This window comes from Polystyrenella longa (assembly GCF_007750395.1).
GTDB lineage: Bacteria > Planctomycetota > Planctomycetia > Planctomycetales > Planctomycetaceae > Polystyrenella > Polystyrenella longa.
Genome location: NZ_CP036281.1, coordinates 2,928,512 through 2,953,889, shown reverse-complemented (window position 1 = coordinate 2,953,889; position 25,378 = coordinate 2,928,512). Strand labels below are relative to the sequence as shown.

Below are 25,378 nucleotides of genomic sequence, written 5' to 3'. Positions count from 1 at the left end.
ACCATGTCAGAACACAGAACAACCGCTCCTCGTGTCTCCCTGTATCATGAACTCGTCCTGCCGATCCTGTTATTCGCGGCGATGGGGGGCATGTCGTGGGCGGTGCGTGGTAGCTCAGGCTACGGTGGCTCTTGGGGGTGTACTTTTGCCGGGCTATTGTGGGGCACCGGTTGGTGGTATCTGTCTCATAACGGTAATGAACATCGCGACCGGCGGTACGCGTCGAACTGGGTGATTCTGGCATTTATCGTCGGATTTGCATTCTCCGGTGCCCGTGGTTGGGCTCAGTGGCCCAACTTTTTCCACGAGAGGCTGTACACTAATTCCGGTGCAGGGGAGTTCGTGGAGATCGACCGCTGGTACGGATTTCTGTGGTTATTTATCGCCGGAATGCCCTGGGCAGGTCTCGCTGCCTGTCTGGTTGCCTGGTGTGGATCGATCCGGGAGACCCGACTTTGGCATTGGCTTATACGTCTGGCCTGTGGGTTTGGGTCTGGTGCGGTGATGCTCTCGCTCTTTGAGACTTTCCCTGAATGGTTTCTGCCACTATATGATTCCCTGGAATTGCAGTATCAGGATTTGGAGAACAATCCCTCGTTGGGGCGATTAATTAACGATTCGCGCGAGGCGGTCTGGCACCTGGCGATCTACGCTGGATTTCTGCTGTTTGAAATCGGCCGACGCGATTGGAAAAACGTGACCCTGATTTCTACGATTGGCATCGTCGGTGGATGCGGTTGGTCACTCATCCAGAATTGGAAATGGGCCGAGACTTACTGGGATCAAACCTCATTCAATTGGTGGCGTTGTTCTGAATCTTCCCAGGGGTTGATTATCGGATTGGGATACGGCATTGCCTGGTTTCTGGTGAATCGTCCTATGAACGCGAAAGAGCAAGAACAAGTAACAACACGGACTTCAATCTCAGGTCCTAATTTCGAATGGCTGGTCGTCTTCGGATTACTCAGTTGGATCGTCGCTGTCTTTATAATCAATATTCCAACACTGGAAACAGTTGGGATCATCTCGATTTCAATTTGGATGCTTACAGCGCTCGCTTACTATCTGTTCTACCGAGGTACCTACCAGGCACAAGCCAATCTTCCGAACGAATCACCTCGACAGTTCGGGAAATTCGATTGTCCGGCAATCTGTTACACGGCGGTCATTATTCTTGCTGCCATATTACTCGCCGGTCCGTTGCATGAAGAAGAAAGCACCTATCTGCATGGGATGTTATTTCTGGTCGTCCTTGGAAGTGGAAGTCTGGGGTGGTATTGGTTGAAGCGAAGTGACTATGAAAACGCTCAACCACACTCGGCATTTCCTTTAGGCGATCGGAACATCGAAAACTGGGGTTTGTACCTTTCCCTGATTACAGGACTCAGCATCTCGATTCGCAGTGGCCTAAAAGGCTGGTTAGGCCTGCATTGGGGGAATCAAGAATATTGGAGCGAGCTTTTCTGGCAATATTTTCTGGTGATTTATCCGACGTTGCTGTTGGTAGTCGGGCTCTGGTTTATATCACGAAAACCACAAACTGAGTGGATTTATTCCCGTATACGAAAACCGTATATCATCATCTGGCTGGTGTTGCTCGTACAGAACGTGCTCGCCCAGTTGGTCACGGGACCTCACAGTAGCTGGAGTGAATTCGCCTTCTCGGCGTACTACATACTGCTGTTTGTGATTTCAATGCTGGTGGTGAACCAGACGCACTGCAATCGACGAGATCTACCGGGAAGTCTCAGAAAACAGGCCTCTCCAGATCAGTGATCGTTAAAAGTGAAGACCGTCTGCGTGCTGCTCCTCACGATCCTGCGCGATAGAGAAACTGTTTTTCCATAAAAAACGATGAATTCCCTTTTCCGATTGATCCATGCTTACGCTCATTGCGTTTCCCATGGCATCGATCAGTTTCCGCACGCTGCGTCAGAAATCTATCCTCATGCTAACAAATATAGCATTCGCAAATTGACTTTACGTTGGTAAGCGGGGCATGATGGATTCTGATCATGTGTTCCCGTTTCATCACGTCCGGCGATTATCGTCCAGCCTCTCTACGGAGTCCGTACTATGGAAGATATCTATTTTTATTCAGTGGTCATTGGCGGTGCGCTCATGCTCATTCAAGTATTGCTGAGTATGACCGGTCTGCTGGACGGATTTGACTTTGATGATCTTCCCGATACTGATTTTGACGCCGATTTTGATATGGCGGAATCGAGCTGGGGGTCCCATCTTGTGGGAGTTCTCAGTTTCCGGGCAATTTTAACGGGGGTCACTGTCTTCGGTTTAGTCGGAATCGCGGCCTCTAAACAGTTTCCCGGTTCGGACATTCAGAATTTCATGATCGCAGTGGCCTGTGGATTGGGAGTACTCTATCTCGTTGGTTGGCTGATTCAGGCCCTGTATCAACTTAAATACGACGGAACCGTTAACATTCAGCGAGCCATAGGTACGCAAGGAACAGTCTATTTAAAGATCCCCGGTAAAAACTCGGGTAAGGGTAAGGTCTCCATCCCTTTGCAGGAACGGATGATGGAATACGAAGCTATGACGGCTGACGACGAAATCGTGACCGGCACGACAATTGTCGTGACAGGTGTTCTTTCTCCCGGCGTTCTGGAAGTCAAGTCGGTAGAAGCTATCGCCCCCCCAACATCAGAGGAACTCTCTTTATGAACCCAATATTTCTACAGGCTTTCGAATTGCCTGACGGCATGCTGCCCACACTCATCACGGTAGGGTTTGTGCTGTTCATCATAGTCTTCATTCTCAGCTCCGCTGCAAAACTTTACAAACGATGCCCGAGCAACCGCATCCTGGTGGTGTATGGGCGGTCCTCGGGAGGTTCTGTAGCGAAGTGTATTCATGGTGGTGGTCGTGTCATCATCCCGATCGTGGAAGATTATGAATACCTGAGCCTGGAACCGATTCAGATCGAAGTTCCCTTACAGGATGCACTTTCGATTGAGAACATCCGCGTGAATGTACCCAGTGTGTTCACGGTCGCGATCTCCATTGAACCGGAGGTCATGCAGAATGCGGCGATACGTTTGCTTGGTCTGGATACCGCTCAGGTGAAAAAGCAGGCAGAAGATATTATCTTCGGGCAGTTGCGACAGGTCATTGCTTCGATGAATATCGAGGATATTAACCGGGACCGCGATAAGTTTCTGCAGGCGATTCAGAGTTCAGTGGAACCGGAGTTACGTAAGATCGGCCTCGTACTGATTAACGTGAATATCACGGACATTACTGATGAATCGGGTTACATCGAAGCCATCGGACAGAAAGCGGCTTCGGAAGCGATTCAGAAAGCACGTGGTGATGTCGCTGAACAATTAAAACTGGGGGAAGTCCGCGTTGCGGAAGCCGAACGAGACAAACAGGTCTCCGTGGCCGATGCAGGCAAGACTCAGGAAATCGGAATTCGTGCCGCTCACCGGGAGAAATCAGTTCGAATCGCTGAACTTGATAAAGAACAACAGATCGGCGAACAGCGGGCCGCCTTCGAGCGTGAAGCTCAAGTCTCGGATGCGGAACGTCAGAAACGAATATCGGTTGCTGAATACGAAGCGGATGCCATTAAAGGGGAAGCCGAATCACAAGCGAAAGTTGCGGATGCTCAGGCGGAACTGATGGTTAAAAAATCGATCGCTTACCAGCTCGGTGAAACCCGTAAGAAGGAAGCTGAAGCCGCTGTTCTTGAAGCCCAGAACCGGGCGATGGCTAAAGCTGCGTTGGCTGAAGCCGAAAAAATCGAAGCGGAACGCCGGGCCGAATTAGAAGCACCGGCGAAAGCGGAAAAAGCCCGTATCATCGTGGCTGCCCAGGCCGAAGCGGAAAAACGAAAGTTGGAAGCCGAAGGGGAAGCTTCCGCCATCTTCTCCCTCCTCGAAGCAGAAGCAAAAGGGCAGTACGAAATCCTTGCCCGTAAAGGGGAAGGACTGCGGGAAATCATCAACGCCTGTGGTGGTGCCGATGAAGCCTTTAAACTGCTTATGCTGGAACACTTCGACAACTTGGTCGAAGCATCTGCCAAGGCGATTTCGAATATCAAGTTTGATAAAGTGGTCGTCTGGGAAAATGGCGGCGGCAACGGTCAGTCTTCGACCTCCAATTTCCTGCAGGGGTTAACCGGCACTTTGCCCCCCATGATGCAAGTCATGAAAGAAATCGGTGGTGTGGAAATGCCCGAATATCTGGCAAAGATGACCTCGGAAGTCGACAGCGAAAAGGAAGAGACGACCGGTGAAAACGGAACTAATAAAAGCCCCGTGGTAGCCCGGACGTCTTCCAGTGACGTTGCGACACCAGAGCCAGCGACTGATCGCCTTTCTTCACAATTGAAAGAGGCACCACCGCAGAAAGAGTCGCAACCTCCATTGCCCAAACGGAAAGATCCGAAACCGAAACGGGATCAGGATTCCTGATATCCAAACCGCTTGGCGTTCTCGATGCAGTCGGCTTTATTTTTATAGCCTTCGGAAGAGGCGCCAACTTCTTTTCCATTGGAAGCGACGCACTTCCAACGCCATTCACCCCCTTTATCTTTGTAAACTTCCCATTTGTCACCTTCAGCCATCATCGTTTCTCCTGAGTGAATCCGTTGGATAGTGTTTTAATCAGTCATCATGCCTTTAACGGCGTGTCTTCGATTTTAATCGCTTGGACGACAAACGCTCGACTATTTCAGTTTTAAAAGGCGTTTTTAACACTCTTTCTGTGGGTGGAAACGATTGGCTGTCGTTTTTTATTTCGATGTTGAAACTGATTCTTTCAAAAGATCATCGCCCACTTCTATCATCCTGGCATCGATCTTCTGAGACAACTCGGCGATCACAGATTGAACTTCCGGTCTTTTGTCGTTGATGAGATTATTTGCTTCTTCCGGATCTAAGCTGAGGTGATAAAGTTCATTGCGGCCAGAGTCGAGGAAGTCGCGGATCAGCTTCCACTCGGGCGTTCGGTAACAACGCATATAAGCCTGACTATAATGAATTTGGCTGTACTCACCGTAGTAGTCTTGATCCCAGTCGGCAGGAGTATCGCCAACGAGCAACGGTATCAGGCTACGTCCGCGAACGAGATGATTGGCAGGTAGTATCGCTCCGGCGATTTCCACCAGCGTGGGATACCAGTCGAGGCTGGTTATCGTTTCATCGATCACGATTCCCGGTTTCACTTTTCCCGGCCAGCGAACAATCGTGGGGACCTTCAACGAATTGTCATACATATTCGGCCGGTGTCCTGCTCGGACATACTTGGTAGCGGGGGGATCGGGATCCACGATCCAGGAACCATTCCCTTTGTGAGTGATTCCGTTGTGCCCCATGTTGTAACCATGATCCGAAGTAAAGATCACCACAGTGCTATCCGCAATTTTCAATTCTTCAAGCAATGCCAACACACGCCCCAAGTTCCGGTCGACGCCACTTATGCTGGCGAGGTATTCGCGTGTTTTCTTTTTGACCAGTTCTGTTTGCAAACCGGGGTAATCAGGATTGGGAATATCAGGATCAAGGTTGACGTAGGGAGCCCAATCCTCCTCTGCGACGGGTAGCCATTTTGAGTGCGGCGCCCGGTAGTGCAGGCTCAGCAAGAATGGCTTTTCCTGATGGTCTCGAATGAACTTTAAAGCATCTTCGGTCAGAATATCGGTAGTCAGCCCCTCGAATTGCCGAACAGATCCATTCTTTTCCAAAGGAGGATCGACGGGAGTGGTTCCACCACCAGTGAGTCCCATGAAGTAATCGTAGCCATGATTGGTGGGGTGATATATTTTATTGTCGGTCTGCGTCCAGTCGCCCAGATGAAATTTTCCGACCAACCCGGTTGCGTACCCTGACTTCTGTAAGACTTCCGCGAAGGTGACGGAGTCTGGATCGAGTCCGATTCCGTCATTGGAGTCGTACAACTTATGTTGTGGATGGGGAATGAAGTCCAGAATGCCATATTCACTGGCGTATCGACTCGTCAGAAAAGAGGCTCGCGCCGGACTACAGACAGGCGTGGGCACGAAGGAGTTAGTAAACATCGCCCCGTCTCGCGCCAGGCGGTCCATGTTGGGCGTGTAAGCCTGCTTATAACCCGAGGATGCAAATCCCCAAGGCGCCTGGTCGTCGGTGTAGACAAATAAAATGTTGGGCCGTGCGAGCGTATCGGCGTTAGAGTATTCCTCTGCGAACAGAGATTTCACATCGGATATTAATTGATGGACGAAAACAGCGACCAGCAACGTAACGATTAATCGAACCATCAGAGCAGGCATCCAGAAAGAACGAGTCCACGGAAAATTTGTATTCGCTCTGACAGATCAGGGCGACAAATAAACTCGAACGTACTGGCTACTCTGGCCCGCGTCAACCAGCCTGCTATTCCTCTGACTTTTCATCACCATCGTCGTCAGAGTTATCTTCTGGCTTGGTCGGATTCTCAGTGTAGGAAGTTGAGGCCTCCGACTTATCACTCCGATTCTCCTTCGGTGCAACGGGAAGACTGGCGGGCTGATCCATCGCGACAGTGATCCCTTCGGGAGTTGTCGCTGTGGGTTCAGGTCGGGTGTCCTTAGCCAGTTTTCGCAGCAAGACGTAGAATACAGGAGTCAGGAATAAACCAAACAAAGTTACACCCAACATACCGCTGAAGACAGCGGTTCCCAGTGCCTGTCGCATTTCGGATCCTGCTCCAGTCGCGATGACCAGAGGAATCACTCCCAGAATAAAGGAGAAGGCAGTCATCAGAATCGGTCGTAGACGAAGTCGGCAAGCGTCGATGGCCGCTTGAAATCGGTCTTTGCCAGCATCTTCTTCGGCTTTGGCAAATTCCACGATTAAAATCGCGTTTTTACAGGCAAGACCGACGAGCACGACCAATCCAATCTGGGTCAAAATGTTATTATCCATTCCTCTAAACCAGACTCCGAAGATCGCACACAACAGACACATCGGCACAATCAGAATCACGGCCAGTGGTAACAGCCAACTTTCGTATTGAGCGGCCAGAGCCAGGAATACGAAGAACACACAGAGCGGGAAGATATAGATCGCCGTATTCCCCGCTTCCTTCTGCTGAAAGGCGATGTCGGTCCATTCGTAACCGAAACCACGAGGCAGAACTTCTTCCGCCAGTCGCTCCATTGTCTGGATTGATTGACCGCTACTGAAGCCAGGTACGGTGTCCCCATTCACGTCGGCCGCGGGGAACAGATTGTATCGCACCACACGATCTGGAGCGGTCGTGGTCCGCATAGTGACCATCGAACCAAGTGGAACGATGGATCCGTTATTACTACGCGTTCGCAACCTCATAATGTCACTTTCTTCGTCGCGGTACTGCGCATCGGCTTGAGCCGTCACGCGGTAAGTACGTCCGAGAAAGTTAAAGTCGTTCACATAGGCAGAACCCAGATAGATCTGAAGAGCTTCGAAGACGTTGTTCATAGGAACGTCCAGCATACGCACTTTAGTGCGATCGACGTCGGCATAGATCTGCGGAGTTCCAATATTGAAATTCGAGAAGACCTGCACCAGCCCCGGCTCTTTTCGAGCTGCGTCGACTAGATTATTGGTCACTTCCTGCAGGGCAACTAAGCCGGCACCGGACCGGTCCTGCACCTGCATCTTGAAACCACCTCCTGTTCCAATACCGCGAACAGGAGGAGGCTGAATCACGAATACGAGCGAATCATCAATCGCGGAAACCTTCTGCCGAAGCTCATTCAGAATAACGTCCAATGATCGGCCCCGCTTCGCTCGCTCTTTAGCATCTTTCAATACGGGGAAAATGGCGGCTGCATTCGAACTGTTGGCTCGGGTCGCTCCTGAGAACCCGACAAACGATACTGCATTCTCGACACCATCAATTTCCAGAGCCATATCGACGACCTTTCTTGTCACCGCATCAGTACGGTCAAGACTGGCACCGGGAGGTGTCTGAATAGCGACGATCAGATATCCCTGGTCCTGTGCGGGGATAAACCCGCCGGGGACCAGAGTAAACCCGTAGTAAGTTAAACCGAGAAGTCCTCCGTAGATGAGCAACATGATTGCCCCCATCCGGATCACCCGTCCGACGATACGCGAGTAAAGCACGCTCGACACATCAAAAACTCTGTTAAAGATGCGGAATGGCCATCCCAGAACCAACTCGATCATGCGTCCGAACCAATTCTTTTTCGCCCCTTGAGGACGTAAGAGCAGGGCACACATGGCCGGAGTCAACGTCAGCGAGACGAAGGTGGAAATCGCCGTCGAAACCGCGATGGTGATCGCAAACTGTCGATAGAATTGACCACTGATTCCCGCGATAAAAGCAGTCGGAACGAATACCGCAATCAACACCAATGTGGTTGCGATGAGGGCGGTGCCGACTTCGTCCATCGCCTTGCGGGTCGCTTCTCTGGGTTCCAAGCCTTCCGATATGAGACGTTCGACGTTCTCGACCACCACAATAGCATCGTCCACCACAATCCCGATTGCCAGCACGAGACCGAACAGGGAAAGGTTATTCAGGCTGAATCCGATTCCCTGCATTACGGCGAAGGTTCCAATAAGCGAAATCGGGATCGCAATCACCGGAACGATGGTGGATCGCCAGTTCTGGAGAAACACGAAAACGGTTAACACGACAAGCAACCCTGCCTGCCAGAGTGTGGTGAATACTTCTTCAATAGATTGTTCGACGAAGGCGGTCGGGTTATAGATCACATTGTATTCGAGTCCGGGAGGAAATGATTTCCGGAGTTCCTTCATGGCTTCGAGAATTTTATCGGTGGTTTCGATGGCGTTCGAACCCGGTCGCTGAAACATGGCGAGCGCAACGGCATTTTTGTCTTGAAGATAACTACGAACCGAGTAATCAACTGCCCCTAGCTCGATTCGGGCAACGTCTGCGAGACGGACGATTCGCCCATTCTCACCTGACTTGAGAATGATTTCGCCAAACTCTTCTGCAGACTGTAGACGTCCCAACGTATTGACGTTTACCTGGAATCCCCCTTTGGGTTCTTCCAGCGGTTGTTGGCCGATAATCCCCGCTGCAACTTGGACGTTCTGACTACGCATCGCCTCGACAGCATCGCCCGGTGTCATATCCAGAGCGGCGAGCCGATCGACGTCGAGCCAGATTCGCATACTGTACTCTGTACCGCCAAAGACAACGATATCTCCAACACCATCTTGCCGGGCAAGAATGTCTTTGATCTGCAGGTAAGCGTAGTTTCCAATATAGAGTTGATCACGTGAGTCATCGGGAGAAAACAGGTGGATCACCAGCATCAGGTCGGGAGAACTTTTCCGCGTCGTGACACCAATCTGCCGAACAACGTCTGGCAAACGGGGCAGGGCAACTGCGACCCGGTTCTGAACGAGCACCTGAGCCTGATCCACGTCTGTACCCAACGCAAAGGTCGCTGTAATCGTCAGGCTTCCGTCCGCCGTTCCCTGCGAGTCGAGATAAAGCATGTTCTCGACGCCGTTGATTTCCTGTTCCAATGGTGTTGCCACTGTTTTGGAAATCGTTTCGGCTGTCGCTCCCGGATAACTGGCACGCACCGTGACTGTCGGCAAAGCGACTTCGGGATACTGACCGACGGGAAGTTGGAAATAGGCGATCCCCCCGACCAGAACAATCAGAGTCGAGAGAACCGTGGCAAAGATCGGACGATCAATGAAAAAATGCGGAAACTTCATTACGGATGACTATTTCTGTTGAGGGGCCTGAGTTCCCTCAGACTGGGGAAACTGGTACGGCTTGGAATTCTGATCAATCCCTTCCGGAATAGTAGAATGCGCAATCGACAACCATTGCTCGCGTGGTACCGGCGTGTATTCGTCAGGCAGGGGACTCTCTTCAGCGACGAGCGTACCTAGCTCTGATTCGACTTCCGCACCCGGAAAGATACGTTGAACGCCTTTCGTTACCACTTTTTCGGAGCCCTCCAATCCCTTACGGATAATTCTCATTCCATGCGAAATTGGCCCCAGTTCGACATCCTTACGTACAACTTTGTTTTCGTCGTCAACAACGTAGAGATACTTTTCGGACTGATCACTGTTGATACTCTCATCCGGAACCAGAATCGCATCGTAACGACCACTTCCGGGAAGGCGGACTTTCACAAAGAGACCGGGGGTTAACAACCCATCCTCATTTGCAAGAATGGCCCGTCCCCGCATGGTTCCCGTATTCGGATCGAGCCGGTTATCAACAAAGTCCATATGACCTTCGTGTGGGTAACCTTCTTCGTCGATCAATGCAACAAAAACAGGGTTTTTCACCTGACGCGAGCTGGCTCGTTTTCCATCCTGAGCCAACCGCATGTACTTCAGGAACTCTTGCTCGTTCGCATCGAAGTAGACATGGATGGGCGACAGCGAGACAATCGAAGTCAACAATGTCGATTCGCTGGAGCCACCACTGATCAGATTGCCTTCCGTCACATATCGACGACTAATGCGTCCCGTGATTGGAGCGCGGACCTGGGTGTATTGCAAATCAATCGCGGCGGTTTCAACTTTCGCTTTGGACGTTTCAATTTCAGCAGAAGCCGTCGCAATCGCAGCTCCGGCGGCTTCGACCTGAGCAACGGCGGCTTCTGACGCCGCGGCCGCTTGCGACTGCTCACTCTCGATGACGTCGAGTTCTTCCTGAGAAATAGCCCGTTGTTTTGAAAGTTGCTTACCTCGTTCCATCCGCTGACCGGCCAGTTTCTGTTGAGCCTGCAACTCAACCAGTCTGGCTTCGGCCTGCTTGCGGGCCGACTTGGCCTGCTCGACTCGAGCCGTCGCTTCCTGAAGCTCCGCTTTGGCAGTGTTGAAGGCCGCTTTGAAGGGGCGCGGATCAATGATGGCCAGCAGGTCTCCTTTCTGGACAGTTTGACCTTCGTCAAAGTGAGTTGATTCCAGATAACCAGAAACTCGGGCTCGAATCTCCACGGAGTCAATCGCATCGAGTCGGCCTGTATACTCATCCCACTCTACAAGCGGGATAACGAGAGGCTGCGCGACAATTACTTTCGACTTCATCTGTGGCTTCACAGAACTCTCGACATCCGCGCATCCAGAGAGTGCCAACATCGTCACAGACAGTATCAGAATCCCAGGAATCAGGGTTCGCAAAACTCGCTTCTCCATTAGCATGCTAACTATCAATCTATAATTGTTGTGCAGTTAAAGTGCTCATCTACGTCAGGCGATGGGTCGTTCCAAAACCGAAGCCACGATCAAAATGTCGATTAACAACATTTCGATTAAGCGATGCTCGGTTCAAACGAAAATATAGTGAACCGACAATTCCAAGTTGGATTCGGTTCGGTATCGCCGAGTCAAAAGTGCCTGAATCACGCCAGATGCGGTACAACAAACTATTTGACAATACGATACAGGGTGAGTTTTCCAAGTAATGGATAACAATTCTTTCGATTGCCGCCTATTTGAACGTCTGGTCAAAACTATACATCAGGTACTCAGTCAGACGTTGCCACCCTCTTAACTCTGTCAAAATTCTAGTCTCTCGCGATGACGAGGTTAAGTGTATTACCACCAGATGGTGTAATTTCTTAACAAACCTAAACTGGACTTGTTCGTCTTGTATTTAATCTAATCATCATTTGTTGGGCTCCGTATCAATTGCTGTACTGAATCAAAAAAGCAGATATAAGCCTTCATTCTGACTATTAAGACAGTTTCAACAACAGAGTTACAATTGATTTGCATTTACTGGCTTTAGAACAATTCTGGTCTCCTGAATACTCATAATAATAATTTGAGAGAAACGATATTTTACACTTTGTCCCTTCTGGACACTGGTTGCTTCTGATTTCCGGGACGACTCTAATAAGATCTTCTCTCCCAATTCAGACTCTCTTTCAAAGTCCCCCCATCAAACATGCGTCAAATTATTTCGAATAACTTGTTGATGCTCCTGTCCTTCTGGGTCTCCCTGATTTGTGCACCCTCGCTCGCGGTGCAGGCGTCAGACCGCCCTCCTAACATCATCTTCATTATGGCGGATGACATGGGGTATGGTGACCTCGGATGCTATGGCCAGAAGTTGATACAGACTCACTATATTGATCGGCTTGCCCAGCAGGGGATGAAATTCACGCAAGCCTACGCCGGCGGACCCGTTTGTACTCCTTCCCGCAGCGTGCTGATGACCGGCCTCCACAATGGACACACTCCTGCGCGAGACAACGTGCCCCATTATTCCACTTATCTGACGGAAGAGGACATCACCGTCGCGGAGATCCTCAAAGACCAAGGCTATCGATGCGGTGGAGTTGGAAAATGGTCGCTCGGAGACGCCGGGACTGATGGGCGTGCCACTAACCAGGGTTTCGACATGTGGTTCGGATACCTGAATCAGGACCACGCGCATTACTACTACACGGAGTACCTTGACGACAACGAAGGGCGTCTCGATCTAACAGGAAATACCACCTCTCGCGAGAACTACAGTCATGACCTGCTCACAGAACGTTCCCTGAAATTCATTCGAGAATCTGCCGACCAACCATTCTTCTTCTACGCCGCATACACTCTGCCACACTTCGCTTCGAAACAGGAAGACCCGGATGGGCTTACGGTTCCCTCTACTGATCCTTATACCGACAAAGATTGGGAAACCAAATCAAAAAAGTACGCGGCCATGATTCATCGGCTCGACCGCGATGTCGGACGAATCATGAAACTGATCGACGAACTCGGCCTGCGTGAAGAGACCTTAATTATTTTTACGAGTGACAACGGTGGAAACAATATCGTCCCCGAGCGTCTCAACACCAGCGAACCACTCCGTGGTTTCAAACGTGATTTAACCGAGGGAGGGATTCGTGTCCCGCTTATCGCCAGATGGCCGGGTCACATTAAAAAGGGAACCATCAGTGAGGAGGTAATCTCATTTCAGGACATGCTCCCCACGTTCGCCAACCTCGCCAACGCATCCATTCCCGATTCACTCAAACCTGATGGCATCGACATTATGCCCGCCCTGCAGGGGAACCAACTTCCCGAGAGAACGACACCTCTCTATTGGGACTATGGCCATACCCGCGGTGCACAGTACTCACAAGCCGTCCGACTGGGTAATTGGAAAGGGATCCGCAATTACCAAAGCGGTTACCTTGAGCTTTATGACCTGAAAAAGGACATTGGTGAAGCACAAAATATCGCCCAGAACCACCCCGACATTGTCACCCGTATGATAAAAGTAATGGAGCAAGAGATGGTCCCCGATGACCGGTATGAAATCGGAACGGTGTATCGCGGGAAAGCGATCTGGGTGAAGTGACAATCAGTTCCAGAGCGGCGAAAGAGCCTAATAATGCCAGAGCCAGATTGGATGAGAATCCGCGAAGATATTCGTCTAAGTATTGTTGTGCATAAACTAAAAGACAACCGAAAGAAACATCTCTTTCTTATCGCATGTTGCCGCTATGTGATGTCTATAATTACTCCCGAACTTCGAGACCGAGTGGCGAAAGTCATTAACACTGGTAGTTCTTTTTTGGAACCGGTTTCAAAAGATTTTTGGCAGACCGTGGATTCCGGAATTGATACCGCAGAAGAAATAGCAACGGGATTCTTTTTGGAGAGCAAGCGGAGTGGTGTTGTAGAGATGTTAGAGTTATTTTCATCCCACTTCGACGATTTGTCAGCGACTGCCCCGTCGCCTAATGAGGATCTCACTTTCGACAATATGGCCGTCATACTGGGCGGCGACATATCCGACTTAGTGCTTTCCACATTTCTGAATATACCGAGCAATACAGAACTGGCGATTCGCGCTTCGGCGACCATAATCGCGTTTGATGAAGACGCCTACTACGACGGGGCTCACGGAGGAAATGATGTCGAATCTAAAGATCCTCACACTCAGGCACGTGAAACATCTGCTACGAGATTGACCAAAATACTCATCGATATTTTTGGTAATCTTCCGGATGCCAGCAAGATCCACCACGATTGGTTGAGCTGGAATGATGGTGCCATTCTCCAGTTAGCCAGCGACATCTTTAACAATCAATCATTTGAAATGATGCCCCAGCTAGCCGTAGATCTCGAAAAAGCGGGCTGTGTTGACGAAGAGATACTTGAACACTGCATTCAAACAGATCCTCATGTTCGCGGTTGTTGGGTTTTAGACTTACTCTTGAATAAACAATGATACCGCACTTTCAATTCTTTCTCCTATTCCCGTCGTTCTTCCCGTTGCGGGAGAATATGTTCAGGAACTTTCTGATCGCTTACATCCTTCCAGGTGACATTGAAGGAACCATGATAACCGAACAGCTTACCCCAGGTCGGGTTCGTAACTTCAACTTCGACACGATACTTATCAGCCTCGTCGTCGTACCACTCGCGCACGTCAGCATTACCGGAAAGTGACATCGGATACGAGAACGCGAGATTCCCCCAGAATAGCCGTTGCGTTCCTGATCGCATTCTCAGTCCCCCCCGATCGTCCACATACAGATCGAGTGTTGCCTTCAAGTGTTGATGCGTGCCCAGATAGACGACGATTCCTTTTCGCGATTCACTGTAAATCATGTATTCATCGAAATGGCGGATGGGTCCGACATCGAACCGCCGAATCCAGCTTAATGTATCTCTCCCTGATTGGTCGCGATACGCATAATTCTCAATGGTAAAAGGAATATTCTTTCCACACTCGGGAAACATGATGCTTCGCCAGGCTCCTACGTACAAAAAGGGTAATGTATAAAAAGGTCCCCTCCAGATCTCTTCCATCACACCTGAACCAATGGAGGCAATGCGGTCGACACTGTTGAAGCCGAATCTTTCCTGCATTTTGGGATGCAGCTTTTCAAAGTCGGCTCCCAGAACCTGTTGATATATAGACGTCATCAGTTTCTCTCCGGTTTCAGGCGACGGTTTCGACTCGCCGTGGGTAAGTTAATAATTTCGCCCCCTCCGATCAAACAGGGCAGGGGTCTCTTCTCCTTTTCAAACCGCACTAGCTGAGCATCATTAACTCATTTTCCTCCAAGTAATGTAAAGAACACCGATCGAAGTGTGATGACCTCTGTATTATTAATTGCGAAACCGATCCCGTCCGGATAATGTCTAGAAGGGCCCCACCTTCCTTAATTTAAGGAAGCATGTAAGATGAAACACTTCTCACCCACGATCCATTCGCACTTAAGTCATCCGCTCGCAGAAAATACCTTTCATGAACTCAAGTCCATCCTCATCAGATCTACGTAATCAATTGGCGGAGGAACGAACGGAAGCGGCCATACATCGAACATTCTTGTCTGAACAACGGACCTACAGTTCCTGGGTTCGGACGGGGTTGGCCTCCACGGCAACGGGGTTTGCCATCGCCAAGTTAATGACGGAAGCCGAACCCTTCTGGCTCGTTCGGTTGCTAGCAAGCATTTTTGTCATTGCGGGTGCTTTGATGTTTCTACTGGCGTTCTGGGCATATCGCGATGCGATTAACAAGCTCCAGGAAGGTCATTCAATCAGTATACCCCAATGGGTTCTGGCGATCTTGAGCATGACTCTATTCGCGACGGCTTGCGCGGGCTTATATCTCATTGAAGTGAACCCGGGGTAGTTTGCACCTCCTCGGAAATCAGTTACAGTGATTGTGGAAAGCCCCAATTTCCATGTGATAGAACTGGCACTTATTGAGGAATCAACATGATCGAACACACTGTAACATTCCGGTTAAAACCGACGGTCGACCGTCAGACGGAAGAGATCTTTTTGAATGCCGCCCTTGAATTATCGACGATTCCGGGAGTTCAGGACTTCGCCGTCCGCCAACAGGTAAGTCCGAAAAACTCGCATCAGTATGGGATCACGATGAATTTCGATTCCCAAAATGAATACGACGAGTACTCCGCACATCCCCGGCACACAGAGTTCATTCACTCATACTGGTTAAAATATGTCGATGACTTTCAAGAAGCCGACTTTCAACCTCTGTCTATGTCGTCCCGTTCCATTAGTTAACGGTCTACTGAGCGTGGCTGCTTCAAACTGATATCTTTATCGTTCCGAGTGAAAACATGAATTACAATCCAAGACGAATCCTGTTTATCTACCTGGTTCCATTCCTGCTGATCGCGGTCAATGCAACTCGCACAGAAGCGGCCGAGTTATACATTGGTTCGACGACGACGAATATCACCCCAGAGCTTCCAGTCTCCTTGACTGGACAGATGCGAACACGGATAGCGACAACCGTGGAAAGCGATATTCTCGCGACAGTATTGGTTTTGGAGTCGCGCGAGGCAGGACAGGGGAATGATTATGCGATCATGGTCTCTTGCGATCTGGTCTGTATCCGAGGGGGGATTCTCGAAGCGGTAAGAGAAAAGGTCGCTACGCAACTTCAAGAGATCGACGTTAGAAAAATCGTTCTGAATGCCACGCATACCCATACTGCACCAACATTGATTGAAGGCCGCTATGCATTGCCTGAAACAGGAATCACTCATCCCAGGGAATATGTCGACTTCGCCTCGACTCAGATTGCCAATGCTATTGTCGAAGCCTGGAACTCACGCGTGAAGGGGAAAGTAGCCTGGGGATTGGGGCACGCCGTTGTGGCGCAAAACCGGCGAGTTCTTTATGCCGATGGTTCCGCGAAGATGTACGGTAACCGAGCGGTTGAGAACTTTCGGGGTATCGAAGGATATGAAGATCACGGATTGGAAGTGCTTTTCTGCTGGGACGAGAACGACGAATTGCTGGCAACGGCGATCAATGTCGCCTGCCCCGCGCAGGCCGTGGAAGGTCGCTCGGCCGTTAACGCCGATTACTGGCATCCTGTCCGCGAAATGCTACGAGAGAAATATGGCGAGAACCTGAGTGTTCTCGGATGGATTGGAGCCGCAGGCGATCAGGTTCCTCGCATGATGTACCGTAAAAAAGCGGAAGAACGAATGCAGAAACTCCTGGGGCGGACGGTACTGGAAACCTTTGCTGACCGAGTCGTATCGGGTTGGGAAGAAGCCTACGCGGGAGCAGAGCAGGAGAAACATGCTGATCTGGTTTTTGAACATCGTGTGAAAACGATTGAACTTCCCAAACAGCAAGTGAGCGAAGAGGACTACGTTCGCATTCAGAAAGAAATCAAGGAGTATGAAAAAGATCCTTCCAAGCAGTGGATCAAAAACTGGAAACAATCCGTATTGGATCGCTATAAAGAGCAACAGGCGGGAACCGAAAAACCCTATGAGATGGAACTGCATTCAATGCGTCTGGGCGACGTTGCCATCGTCACAAACGATTTTGAACTCTTCACCAACTTTGGAACCCAGATGAAATCGCGCAGTCCCGCTTTGCAAACATTCGTCATTCAGTTGTGCGGGCCAGGAAGTTACGTTCCTACAGAACGGGCCGTGGGTGGAGGAAGTTACAGTGCCGTTATTGAAAGCAACCTCGTGGGGCCAGCTGGCGGCCAAGTTCTCACTGAAGAGACCGTCACATCCATCAACGAACTGTTTACAAAATCGAAACCGTAAACAGGCTTGTTCACTCACTCGGTACATAATACGCGACTGAGAATACACAACTAAGACCAACTTATCAAAGAAGAGTCAGGCGATACTGATGCACCAACCTGCGTTTCGCGATCAGGTTCAAACCCTGTAGGGGTAGGTGTGAGGATTCATGTCTGATATCATGAAATCTTCACATTTCATTAACAATGTATCGCTCGATACGAATCGGTCATCTTGTCAGTCAGGATTCACCACAGGAATCTTGAAATCTACGCGCTATGACCGAGAATAGAATAGCCATGCTGCGATCATGATGATCCATTGAATGGCACGTTTGGATAATTTGGTATGATGGATTCGCTGTTCCGCCCGGCACTGTTGACTATAGTCATTTTAGGGATGTCAACTTGGTCAACCACGCTGAGAGCGCAGGAACCATCCGTTCAGACAGAAACCCTGACTGCAAACGGAGACAGAGAGATCCTTCAAGTCGGGACGAAACAAAGTCCACCATTCGCTATCAAGAACCCGGACGGCTCATGGACCGGGATTAGTATCGAACTCTGGAGACATCTTGCACATGAGTTAAATTTGGAGTTTGAGTTTCAGGAACTGACTCTAGACGAGATGCTTACCAAGTTGGAAGCGGGTGAGCTCGACGCTGCAGTTGCCGCGATCAGCGTCACATCAGATCGTCATGAACGAGTCGGGTTCTGTCATCCACACTATTCAACAGGGTTGGGCATTGCAGTTAACTCACGGGAACAGACCAGTCCCTGGGTGCTGGTGCAGCGGATCGTATCCAGTCGCCTAATCAAGCTTGTTTTGGCGATGATCTGTCTCGTCATCGTTTGCGGTCTGTTATTCTGGCAGTTTGAAAGAAAGCAAAACACCGCTATGTTCGGTGGGAAACGCAGGCAGGGGATCGGCATGGGGGTCTGGTGGTCTACGACTTTATTGCTGGGACACAAGGGAGTTGTTCCTGCCAGCAAGATGGGACGCATACTCGCCACCATTGCGATGATTACCAGTATCGTCATTCTATCCATTCTGACCGGGGTCATCACCTCCGTTCTCACAGTTCAGCAACTCGATTCCGGAATCGCCCGGGTGACGGATCTGCATCACGTTCGTGTGGCGACGGTGGCCTCAAGTACCAGTTCCGATTACCTGAGGCAACGGCGTATCTTCTTTCGAGAATATAATACACCGCAAGAAGCGATTCAGTCTGTCGACACCGACAAGGCCGATGCCGTTGTTTACGACGCCGCGTTACTGAAATATCTGGCAAGCGAGGAGTTCAGCAACCGGATCGATGTGCTGCCTGTCTTGTTCAACGTGCAGGAATACGCAATCGCCCTTCAAGCCGACAGCAAACTTCGCAAACCACTCAACGAAGAACTTCTGCGTTACCGGGAAAGCGATGCCTGGGAAGAGCTGCTGTATCGATATTTAGGAGATTAACATGACCTTTGCTTCATCCGTTCGACCAGGAATCCTATTCCTGATGCTCCTACTAATAATCCCTGCCATCGGTTTAGGACAGGAAGATGGTCAGGATGATGAAGCTGTCGACGTTCAACCGCAGCTCGAAGTTCCGGACAAGCTCATCGTCGCCACCCGAGAAGTCCCTCCATTTGCCATGCGGAATGCAGACGGACAATGGTCGGGAATCAGTATTGAACTTCTTCGTGCGATTCAGGCAGAACTCGAATACAAATCCGGTCATGAAGTCGCCATCGAATTTAAAGTCCTTTCTCTGGCAGAAATGCTGGATGCCATTGAAAACTCGGAAGTCGATCTGGCTGCTGCCGCACTTACGATGAACTACGACCGTGAAAAACGCATGGACTTCACCCACTCCTTTCACACCTCCGGCCTCGGAATTGCCGTCGGTTCGAAACAACGTGGATCTGGATGGTCTGGGATTATCGAGGCCGTGTTCTCGAAAACCTTCATGCGCATCGTCGCAGGTCTATTTCTCGCAATGCTGATCAGTGCCGTGGGTATTTACCTGTTTGAAAGACGCCATAACCGAGAGCAGTTCAATAAGGGCTGGATCAGAGGGATCTCCGCCGGTATGTGGTGGGCGGCCGTAACCTTGACCACTGTAGGCTACGGTGACAAAGTCCCCAGAACTTTGGGTGGCCGCATGATTGGCCTGGTTTGGATGTTTGCCGGCCTCTTCATCATTGCCGGATTCACTGCCGCAGTGACCTCGGCTCTGACTTTAACGGAACTTCGCGGACGCATCAGTGGCCCCGCGGATTTATCGAAAGCGAAGGTCGCCACAGTCACAGGTTCAACCTCCGTCGATTACCTTCGATCACGACACATCATGTCAACGAAACATCCCGACGTCGACTCTGCTCTGGCCAGCCTGGCTACCCACAAATGCGACGCGGTTGTGTACGACGCCCCCATCCTGAAATATCAGGCCTACCAGAATTACTCCGGCGAAGTCTTCGTACTGCCCGTCACCTTCGAACGCCAAAGCTACGCCTTCGCCCTCCCCAGCGAAAGCCCCCTGCGTGAAGTGATTAATCAGGTCCTGTTAAGACAAACCTCTAATCCCAGTTGGGAAGATATTCTGGCAGGGTACTTCGGAGAGCAAGAGTAGCACCAAAGACGCTCTCCAGTCTGGCTTATTCAGATATTCCGCTGCAAGTTTTCAGTGATTTACATGTTGTTTGAAGGTTACGATATTCCAAGAGCCAGCACTTGAGATTTATACGTAGACAATAGGAATGAGATGAGAATTTTACGACGTAGATTATTATTGATCGTGATCCTGTTTGTGATCTCCCTTCTCCCTTGGTCCACTTCAAATGCGAAGGGGGCCACTCGTCCCAATATCGTACTTGTGTTTATTGACGATATGGGTTGGGGCGATTTCTCATGTTTCGGGAATAAAGATGCCACGACCCCGAACATTGACCGAATGTCTTCAGAAGGGATTGCCTTCGAACAGTTTTATGTCAACTCTCCGATTTGCTCTCCATCTCGGGTGGCGATTTCAACGGGAACTTATCCCCAACGATGGGGCATTACATCTTACTTGGCCCATCGAGAGCAAAACAAGAAAAGAGGAATGGCGAACTGGCTGGATCCCAAGGCCCCGATGCTCGCACGCAGCCTGCAGCAAGCGGGGTACTCCACAGGCCATTTCGGTAAGTGGCATATGGGAGGTCAGCGTGATGTCACCGATGCACCTGAAATCACAGAATACGGCTTCGATGAATCATTGACGAACTTCGAAGGAATGGGGGCCAATCTTTTGCCTTTAACGATTAACAAACAAGGCGAAACGGGGCGAATCTGGCAGGACGCTGTCAATCTCGGAGAACCGGTCATTTGGATGCAGCGATCTGAAATCACGTCGGGGTTCGTCGATGCCGCGTTGACATTTATCGAACGCGCAAAAATGGAAGAAAAACCTTTTTATGTCAACCTTTGGCCCGATGACGTGCACAGCCCTTATTGGCCCTCTTACGAACGGATCAAACAAACAAATAACAAACGTGAACTCTACCTCGCCGTTCTGGAGGAGATGGACAAACAGTTCGGGAAACTGTTCGATTTCATCAGAAGCGATGATGACCTGCGAAACAACACCATTGTGCTGATCTGCTCCGACAACGGTCCGGAGAAAGGTGCAGGTCAAGCTGGCCCCTTCAAAGGTTTCAAAACTCATCTTTATGAAGGAGGTATTCGGTCCTCGTTGATTGTATGGGCACCAGGAATGACTCCCGACGATGCCGCAGGCTCGGTCAACAAAGAGTCCGTCTTTTCCGCCATAGATTTGGCTCCCTCGTTATTGGATATGGCCGGTATTCAGAGTAGGTCGACTGTGGAGTTGGATGGGGAGAATATCCTAAGTACCCTTCTAGGAAAATCGACTACATCAAGAAAATCTCCTCTCTTCTTCAGCCGCCCCCCAGACCGCAAAAGCTATTACGGATTTAAGAACCTGCCCGACCTGGCAGTACGCCACGGCAAATGGAAACTGCTCTGCGACTATGACGGTTCCCGCCCCCAACTCTACGACGTCATCGCAGACCCTGGAGAAACGACTTCATTAGCTGAATCCAATACCAAACAATCGAAAGTGTTAAGTGACCTGGTCGTAAACTGGTACCGTTCCATGCCAGCGAGTCGGTCGAGCGATTGATGCTAGATCATAAGAAGAAAGAGTTGATGAATGGTGAATACCTACTCCTCATCAGGTTTAGATTACTTGGTTAAAGTCACTGTCTCACAATTGGGCAACGCCATCCTCGACAAAGCCCAACATCTCCACGACAGTCTACTATCTAACAAAAAAGCCGCCCAGAGATAAGTCGCCGGCGGCTTATTGAATGGAGACGGTGACTGGGGTCGAACCAGCGTCCACCCGGTCTAAGAGCCGGGCGCTCTACCACACTGAGCTACACCGCCTTAGTCATTCTTTATCTGCTTTTTCCTGCCTTTTTCGCTCCAGTTTGGACCAGTGACGTGCACGAACAGCATCTATTCGATCAGGCGATACATAGCCTGATGCTGGTTTTCCAGAGAATATACCCGCTCTCCGAAACAGGACTGCAAATTGAGGAGATGAACTCTCGGCTCACTAATTGAGGCGTTGATAAATGGACTATGCAATCTGCTCAGTTGCGAAATGATTTACGACCGCAAGTACCAATAAGCTTTTATACTTTAACGTACTTTTATATTGGCGTCGGTTATAAAGCCGCTTTCGTAAAAGCACTTGATGGAGCCGTCAATGGTTTCGACGATTGCATAGTTTCTAGAGAGTACCTACGAAAATGAAATTACCCACCGAACGATATCTCGATCAGAAGAGGCGTTGGCCATCGTCAGGCAAGCACATTTTGGCTAGTTTTGATGACGACACAATCTGGGTTTACCAAGCATATTCACCTAAAATCGGTTTATTCGCCGCTAGTAATGGCTACTTTGGCGGTGAGTTCAGGTATAGCCGAATGAGTTGGATCAAACCAAATTTCCTCTGGATGATGTACCGCAGTAATTGGGGGCAGTCTTCCGGACAGAAAGTTGTACTTGGTATTCGGCTTAACCGAGACTTCTTCGATTCGATTTTGAATCAGGCTGTCCCGTCGTCGTTCAAGCCTGAACAGTTTGTCACTCACGAAGCGTGGAAATCCGCTTTATCGCAATCGGAAGTGCGACTCCAGTGGGACCCTGATCACCTTCCAAATGGTGACAAGGAAGAACGAAAAGCGATCCAACTTGGTTTGCGTGGGGAAACACTTGAAGCTTATGGTAAACGGGAGATTGTCGAGATTGTTGACATGAGCGAGTTCGTCGCAGGCCAACGTGCGAATGCATCTGGAGAGCGATTCGATGAACTTATCACACCTCTTGAACGCCCATACCTTCCAAGCAAACAAATCAGAACGCATCTCGGCTTAGAAACATCGTAGCCAAAGCCCGAAAGTCATTAAGAGATCAGTGGATTCCTGGCGATGAGTGGATTCTGGAATCCGTCATTAGAGAATAATTTACCACAAACCGTCCTGACACCCTTTGTTGAGTCAGATTTGCTCTGTTTTTATAGCCAGTTCAAGATGGTTGGATATTTCAGAAAAAAAGCCGCTCGGCGAAGAATCGCCGGCGGCTTGTTGAATGGAGGCGGCGGGAATCGTGAAACCCTGACATCACCACACCTCATTTCACCCCTTATTTATTAGATTATATCACAGTTCTCATGTAACACTTCAGAGACGTCGATTTAGTCATTTCTCACATTCTTTTAGTCAATTTTTTAGTCACTTTTGAGGCCGTCGATATTATGTAGGCTTGGGTGCAATGGGAGTGGCATCCTGAGAAAACATGAGACCATTAGCAATCATATATCTACACAGTAATCAATATCTCGTAGGACGAGGAAGCAAACCATGATTCTTAAACCGTTCTATTTCGGATGCTGCGATTTCCCACTCCAGAGCATCACCACGTCCTGTCTGCCTCTTCCTCGCTTCCATTCTTCCAAACCTACACCATTCTCGAACCGTATAAGACGACTTACCTAACATCTTCGCAACCTCAATCGGTGTAAAGAACTCTTTAGGAGGTGATCGTTCATCTCGATGCTCTTGATCTTCGAGCACTTGAAGCAATTCTTCGAGCTTACTCTCCAATCGCTCTGTCCGGTCTGAAAGTTGACTTATCGCAGCGAGAAGCTTTTTGTTTCCCATCACTCGATTCTCCTGTGGTCTTAAGTCTAACTTTTCTCAGTATATCCAATCTGTTTATCTTGGTCTTCTAATACGTTGATATGTACGTCGATCTTGTCTCCAATGTTGGAATACATGTCGATTGAAGAGTAGGGTATTGTTCTGTTATCCTTCAAATCGACAACGAGTTCCAGCGCTGAATAGCTCACTCCAATATCGACAAAAACATAAAACAGTTGCCACGTGGATTTCGTGAATTCCTAACCCCGATTGGGATACTCTTGATTTCCACCCGGAAACCGACCCCGCCGACACCAAAACCACGGCGACCAAAGAACATCATACCTGCTGAACTTCGAGATGTTTACGCCGAAATCGCTGCGAAGGCCGCTGAACTCCGAGATCAAGGGAAGACCCTCATGGAAGTCTGCGAAGCCCTGAACGACTTTGGGTTCAGGACTCGAACCGGCAAGCTCTGGCGGCATCCTCAGCAAATCGTGAAGCTGCTCCGTTCCTTCGAGAGTTGAGCTGTTGTCATTCACAGTTCGTGTAGTCGCTGTGATCTTTCATCATGCAATTCTCGATCCAGTCTTGCCATCCATTGAAGATGTTCGTAACCGGCCACATTGGATCAGTCTCGAACTTCCATGTCAGATGAACAACAGCAATGGGTTTGCGGGGATCATCGGTGACAAACAGAACATCGTCGCAGTCAATTCTTTTTCCAACGGCTCGGGCATTGACGCCGAACAAGATATGACGATCACACACTTCCCTTCGGAGTTCTTTCGCCAGCAGACCGTCTTCATCGGGTTCAGGTATCCAAGGGTCAAGCCACTTGATGCCTCGGATCAGTCATGGTCACGTCCTCCTCCAGTAGTAGGCCGGACTGTCACCACCAGCAGACTCAAAGTATTCTCTGCTACTTCGAGGAGTGTCGTCTATGTCATGGCAGTCTTTTTCCTCCAACGGTCGCCAATCAGAACAGCGTTGAAGGTCGGGTTCGGAAGCAGTCTCCGTGGATAACGTGGGCAGGACTGCCTGCTGCCATTCCCAAAGACTCGGCTTGTTTGCCCCGCCTCCCATACACGGATGTCGAAGTTGCACGGGATCGTCCTCCCACCCACACACCCCACAAATGTCATAGCTCCCCGGAGGTTCGTCGAAGACCAAATAACCACAAGCTGGACACGGGAATCTCATGACTACTCCCCGATCACTTTAACCAGCACCCGCTTGGGCCTGCGACCATCGAACTCACCGTAGAAAATTTGCTCCCATGGGCCGAAGTCCAGCTTTCCATCTGTGATCGCCACGACGACTTCCCGGCCCATGATCTGTCTCTTCATGTGGGCGTCAGCGTTGTCTTCGCCGGTTCGGTTGTGGGCGTATCGCTGTGGTGACGCATCAAAAGGGGCGAGACCTTCCAGCCACTTCTTGTAATCCTCGTGGAGACCCGATTCGTCATCGTTGATAAAAACAGACGCAGTAATGTGCATTGCATTACATAAGAGCAAGCCCTCCCTAACCCCGCTCTTCTGAACGATCTCCTCGATCTTCGGCGTGATGTTCTCGAACGCCATCCGAGCCGGGAGGTTGAAGGTCAAGTATTCGGTGTGTGACTTCATTTTATTGATTTTCGCCTTAATACGCCTGATTAAATGTATTGGCCGTGGGTTTGCAAAAGGGATTC

Annotated in this window: 21 protein-coding genes and 1 tRNA gene; 12 read left to right on the top strand and 10 right to left on the bottom strand. The window is 49.9% G+C overall.

The features are described from left to right. The first annotated feature begins 3 nt into the window (after positions 1 to 3). The 3 genes from Pla110_RS10940 (at position 4) to Pla110_RS10930 (ending at position 4,439) form a co-directional block, all read left to right on the top strand. Complete coding sequence (locus Pla110_RS10940) at positions 4 to 1,776, top strand: hypothetical protein (RefSeq protein ID WP_144995803.1); 1,773 nt, start codon at positions 4 to 6, stop codon at positions 1,774 to 1,776. Between the two features lie 300 nt (positions 1,777 to 2,076). Continuing rightward, positions 2,077 to 2,685, top strand: a complete 609-nt coding sequence (locus Pla110_RS10935) for a hypothetical protein (RefSeq protein WP_144995802.1) — start codon at positions 2,077 to 2,079, stop codon at positions 2,683 to 2,685. Further along, complete coding sequence (locus tag Pla110_RS10930) at positions 2,682 to 4,439, top strand: flotillin family protein (protein WP_144995801.1); 1,758 nt, start codon at positions 2,682 to 2,684, stop codon at positions 4,437 to 4,439. Before Pla110_RS10935 ends, Pla110_RS10930 begins: the two co-directional genes overlap by 4 nt. Here the strand turns inward: Pla110_RS10930 and Pla110_RS10925 are convergent. The 4 genes from Pla110_RS10925 to Pla110_RS10910 all read right to left on the bottom strand — a co-directional run bounded on the left by Pla110_RS10925 (position 4,427) and on the right by Pla110_RS10910 (position 11,033). Next, on the bottom strand, positions 4,427 to 4,594 hold the full coding sequence (locus tag Pla110_RS10925) for a YegP family protein (protein ID WP_197440662.1): 168 nt from the start codon (positions 4,592 to 4,594) through the stop codon (positions 4,427 to 4,429). The two genes, Pla110_RS10930 and Pla110_RS10925, sit on opposite strands and share 13 nt — an antisense overlap. A gap of 165 nt (positions 4,595 to 4,759) precedes the next feature. Then, positions 4,760 to 6,265, bottom strand: coding sequence for a sulfatase-like hydrolase/transferase (locus Pla110_RS10920; RefSeq protein WP_197440661.1), 1,506 nt, complete (start codon positions 6,263 to 6,265; stop codon positions 4,760 to 4,762). A 115-nt stretch (positions 6,266 to 6,380) separates the two neighbouring features. Further along, positions 6,381 to 9,698, bottom strand: coding sequence for an efflux RND transporter permease subunit (locus Pla110_RS10915; RefSeq protein WP_144995799.1), 3,318 nt, complete (start codon positions 9,696 to 9,698; stop codon positions 6,381 to 6,383). A gap of 9 nt (positions 9,699 to 9,707) precedes the next feature. Next, positions 9,708 to 11,033, bottom strand: coding sequence for an efflux RND transporter periplasmic adaptor subunit (locus Pla110_RS10910; RefSeq protein ID WP_231742977.1), 1,326 nt, complete (start codon positions 11,031 to 11,033; stop codon positions 9,708 to 9,710). An 862-nt stretch (positions 11,034 to 11,895) separates the two neighbouring features. Between Pla110_RS10910 and Pla110_RS10905 the strand changes: the two genes are divergently transcribed. Together Pla110_RS10905 and Pla110_RS10900 are read left to right on the top strand one after the other, a co-directional pair. Further along, the gene (locus Pla110_RS10905) at positions 11,896 to 13,299 is read left to right on the top strand and encodes an arylsulfatase (RefSeq protein ID WP_231742976.1); all 1,404 of its coding nucleotides are present in this window, start codon (positions 11,896 to 11,898) and stop codon (positions 13,297 to 13,299) included. Between the two features lie 33 nt (positions 13,300 to 13,332). Next, on the top strand, positions 13,333 to 14,175 hold the full coding sequence (locus tag Pla110_RS10900; protein WP_144995798.1) for a hypothetical protein: 843 nt from the start codon (positions 13,333 to 13,335) through the stop codon (positions 14,173 to 14,175). A gap of 23 nt (positions 14,176 to 14,198) precedes the next feature. Here Pla110_RS10900 and Pla110_RS10895 read toward each other — a convergent pair whose 3' ends face one another. Continuing rightward, on the bottom strand, positions 14,199 to 14,876 hold the full coding sequence (locus Pla110_RS10895; protein ID WP_144995797.1) for a DUF4166 domain-containing protein: 678 nt from the start codon (positions 14,874 to 14,876) through the stop codon (positions 14,199 to 14,201). Between the two features lie 325 nt (positions 14,877 to 15,201). On the opposite strand from Pla110_RS10895, the gene Pla110_RS10890 reads away from it, so the two are divergent. The 6 genes from Pla110_RS10890 (at position 15,202) to Pla110_RS10865 (ending at position 21,659) form a co-directional block, all read left to right on the top strand. Then, on the top strand, positions 15,202 to 15,591 hold the full coding sequence (locus tag Pla110_RS10890) for a YidH family protein (protein ID WP_144995796.1): 390 nt from the start codon (positions 15,202 to 15,204) through the stop codon (positions 15,589 to 15,591). Between the two features lie 86 nt (positions 15,592 to 15,677). Beyond that, a complete protein-coding gene (locus Pla110_RS10885; RefSeq protein ID WP_144995795.1) occupies positions 15,678 to 15,992 on the top strand; it encodes a Dabb family protein in 315 nt (104 codons plus the stop codon). A gap of 56 nt (positions 15,993 to 16,048) precedes the next feature. Next, positions 16,049 to 17,509, top strand: coding sequence for a hypothetical protein (locus tag Pla110_RS10880; protein WP_144995794.1), 1,461 nt, complete (start codon positions 16,049 to 16,051; stop codon positions 17,507 to 17,509). A 327-nt stretch (positions 17,510 to 17,836) separates the two neighbouring features. Further along, positions 17,837 to 18,952: a transporter substrate-binding domain-containing protein gene (locus Pla110_RS10875; RefSeq protein WP_144995793.1), complete on the top strand. Its 1,116-nt coding sequence runs from the start codon at positions 17,837 to 17,839 to the stop codon at positions 18,950 to 18,952. 43 nt (positions 18,953 to 18,995) lie between these two features. Further along, positions 18,996 to 20,108, top strand: a complete 1,113-nt coding sequence (locus Pla110_RS10870) for a transporter substrate-binding domain-containing protein (RefSeq protein ID WP_197440659.1) — start codon at positions 18,996 to 18,998, stop codon at positions 20,106 to 20,108. Positions 20,109 to 20,240: 132 nt separating this feature from the next. Further along, the gene (locus Pla110_RS10865) at positions 20,241 to 21,659 is read left to right on the top strand and encodes a sulfatase-like hydrolase/transferase (RefSeq protein WP_144995791.1); all 1,419 of its coding nucleotides are present in this window, start codon (positions 20,241 to 20,243) and stop codon (positions 21,657 to 21,659) included. Positions 21,660 to 21,847: 188 nt separating this feature from the next. On the opposite strand, the gene Pla110_RS10860 is transcribed toward Pla110_RS10865, so the two are convergent. Continuing rightward, a tRNA-Lys gene (locus Pla110_RS10860) sits at positions 21,848 to 21,925 on the bottom strand. A 368-nt stretch (positions 21,926 to 22,293) separates the two neighbouring features. Here Pla110_RS10860 and Pla110_RS10855 point away from each other — a divergent pair. Next, positions 22,294 to 22,932 (top strand): DUF4291 domain-containing protein, encoded by a 639-nt coding sequence (locus Pla110_RS10855; RefSeq protein WP_144995790.1) that lies wholly within the window; start codon positions 22,294 to 22,296, stop codon positions 22,930 to 22,932. A 444-nt stretch (positions 22,933 to 23,376) separates the two neighbouring features. On the opposite strand, the gene Pla110_RS10850 is transcribed toward Pla110_RS10855, so the two are convergent. The 4 genes from Pla110_RS10850 to Pla110_RS10835 form a co-directional block, all read right to left on the bottom strand. After that, a complete protein-coding gene (locus tag Pla110_RS10850; RefSeq protein ID WP_144995789.1) occupies positions 23,377 to 23,706 on the bottom strand; it encodes a MerR family transcriptional regulator in 330 nt (109 codons plus the stop codon). A gap of 513 nt (positions 23,707 to 24,219) precedes the next feature. Beyond that, a complete protein-coding gene (locus tag Pla110_RS10845) occupies positions 24,220 to 24,456 on the bottom strand; it encodes a hypothetical protein (protein WP_144995788.1) in 237 nt (78 codons plus the stop codon). Between the two features lie 90 nt (positions 24,457 to 24,546). Then, positions 24,547 to 24,888 carry a CPCC family cysteine-rich protein gene (locus Pla110_RS23155; RefSeq protein WP_144995787.1) on the bottom strand — a complete coding sequence of 114 codons (342 nt, stop codon included), beginning with the start codon at positions 24,886 to 24,888 and terminating at the stop codon, positions 24,547 to 24,549. A gap of 2 nt (positions 24,889 to 24,890) precedes the next feature. Further along, positions 24,891 to 25,313 (bottom strand): secondary thiamine-phosphate synthase enzyme YjbQ, encoded by a 423-nt coding sequence (locus Pla110_RS10835; protein WP_144995786.1) that lies wholly within the window; start codon positions 25,311 to 25,313, stop codon positions 24,891 to 24,893. Positions 25,314 to 25,378: the final 65 nt, after the last annotated feature.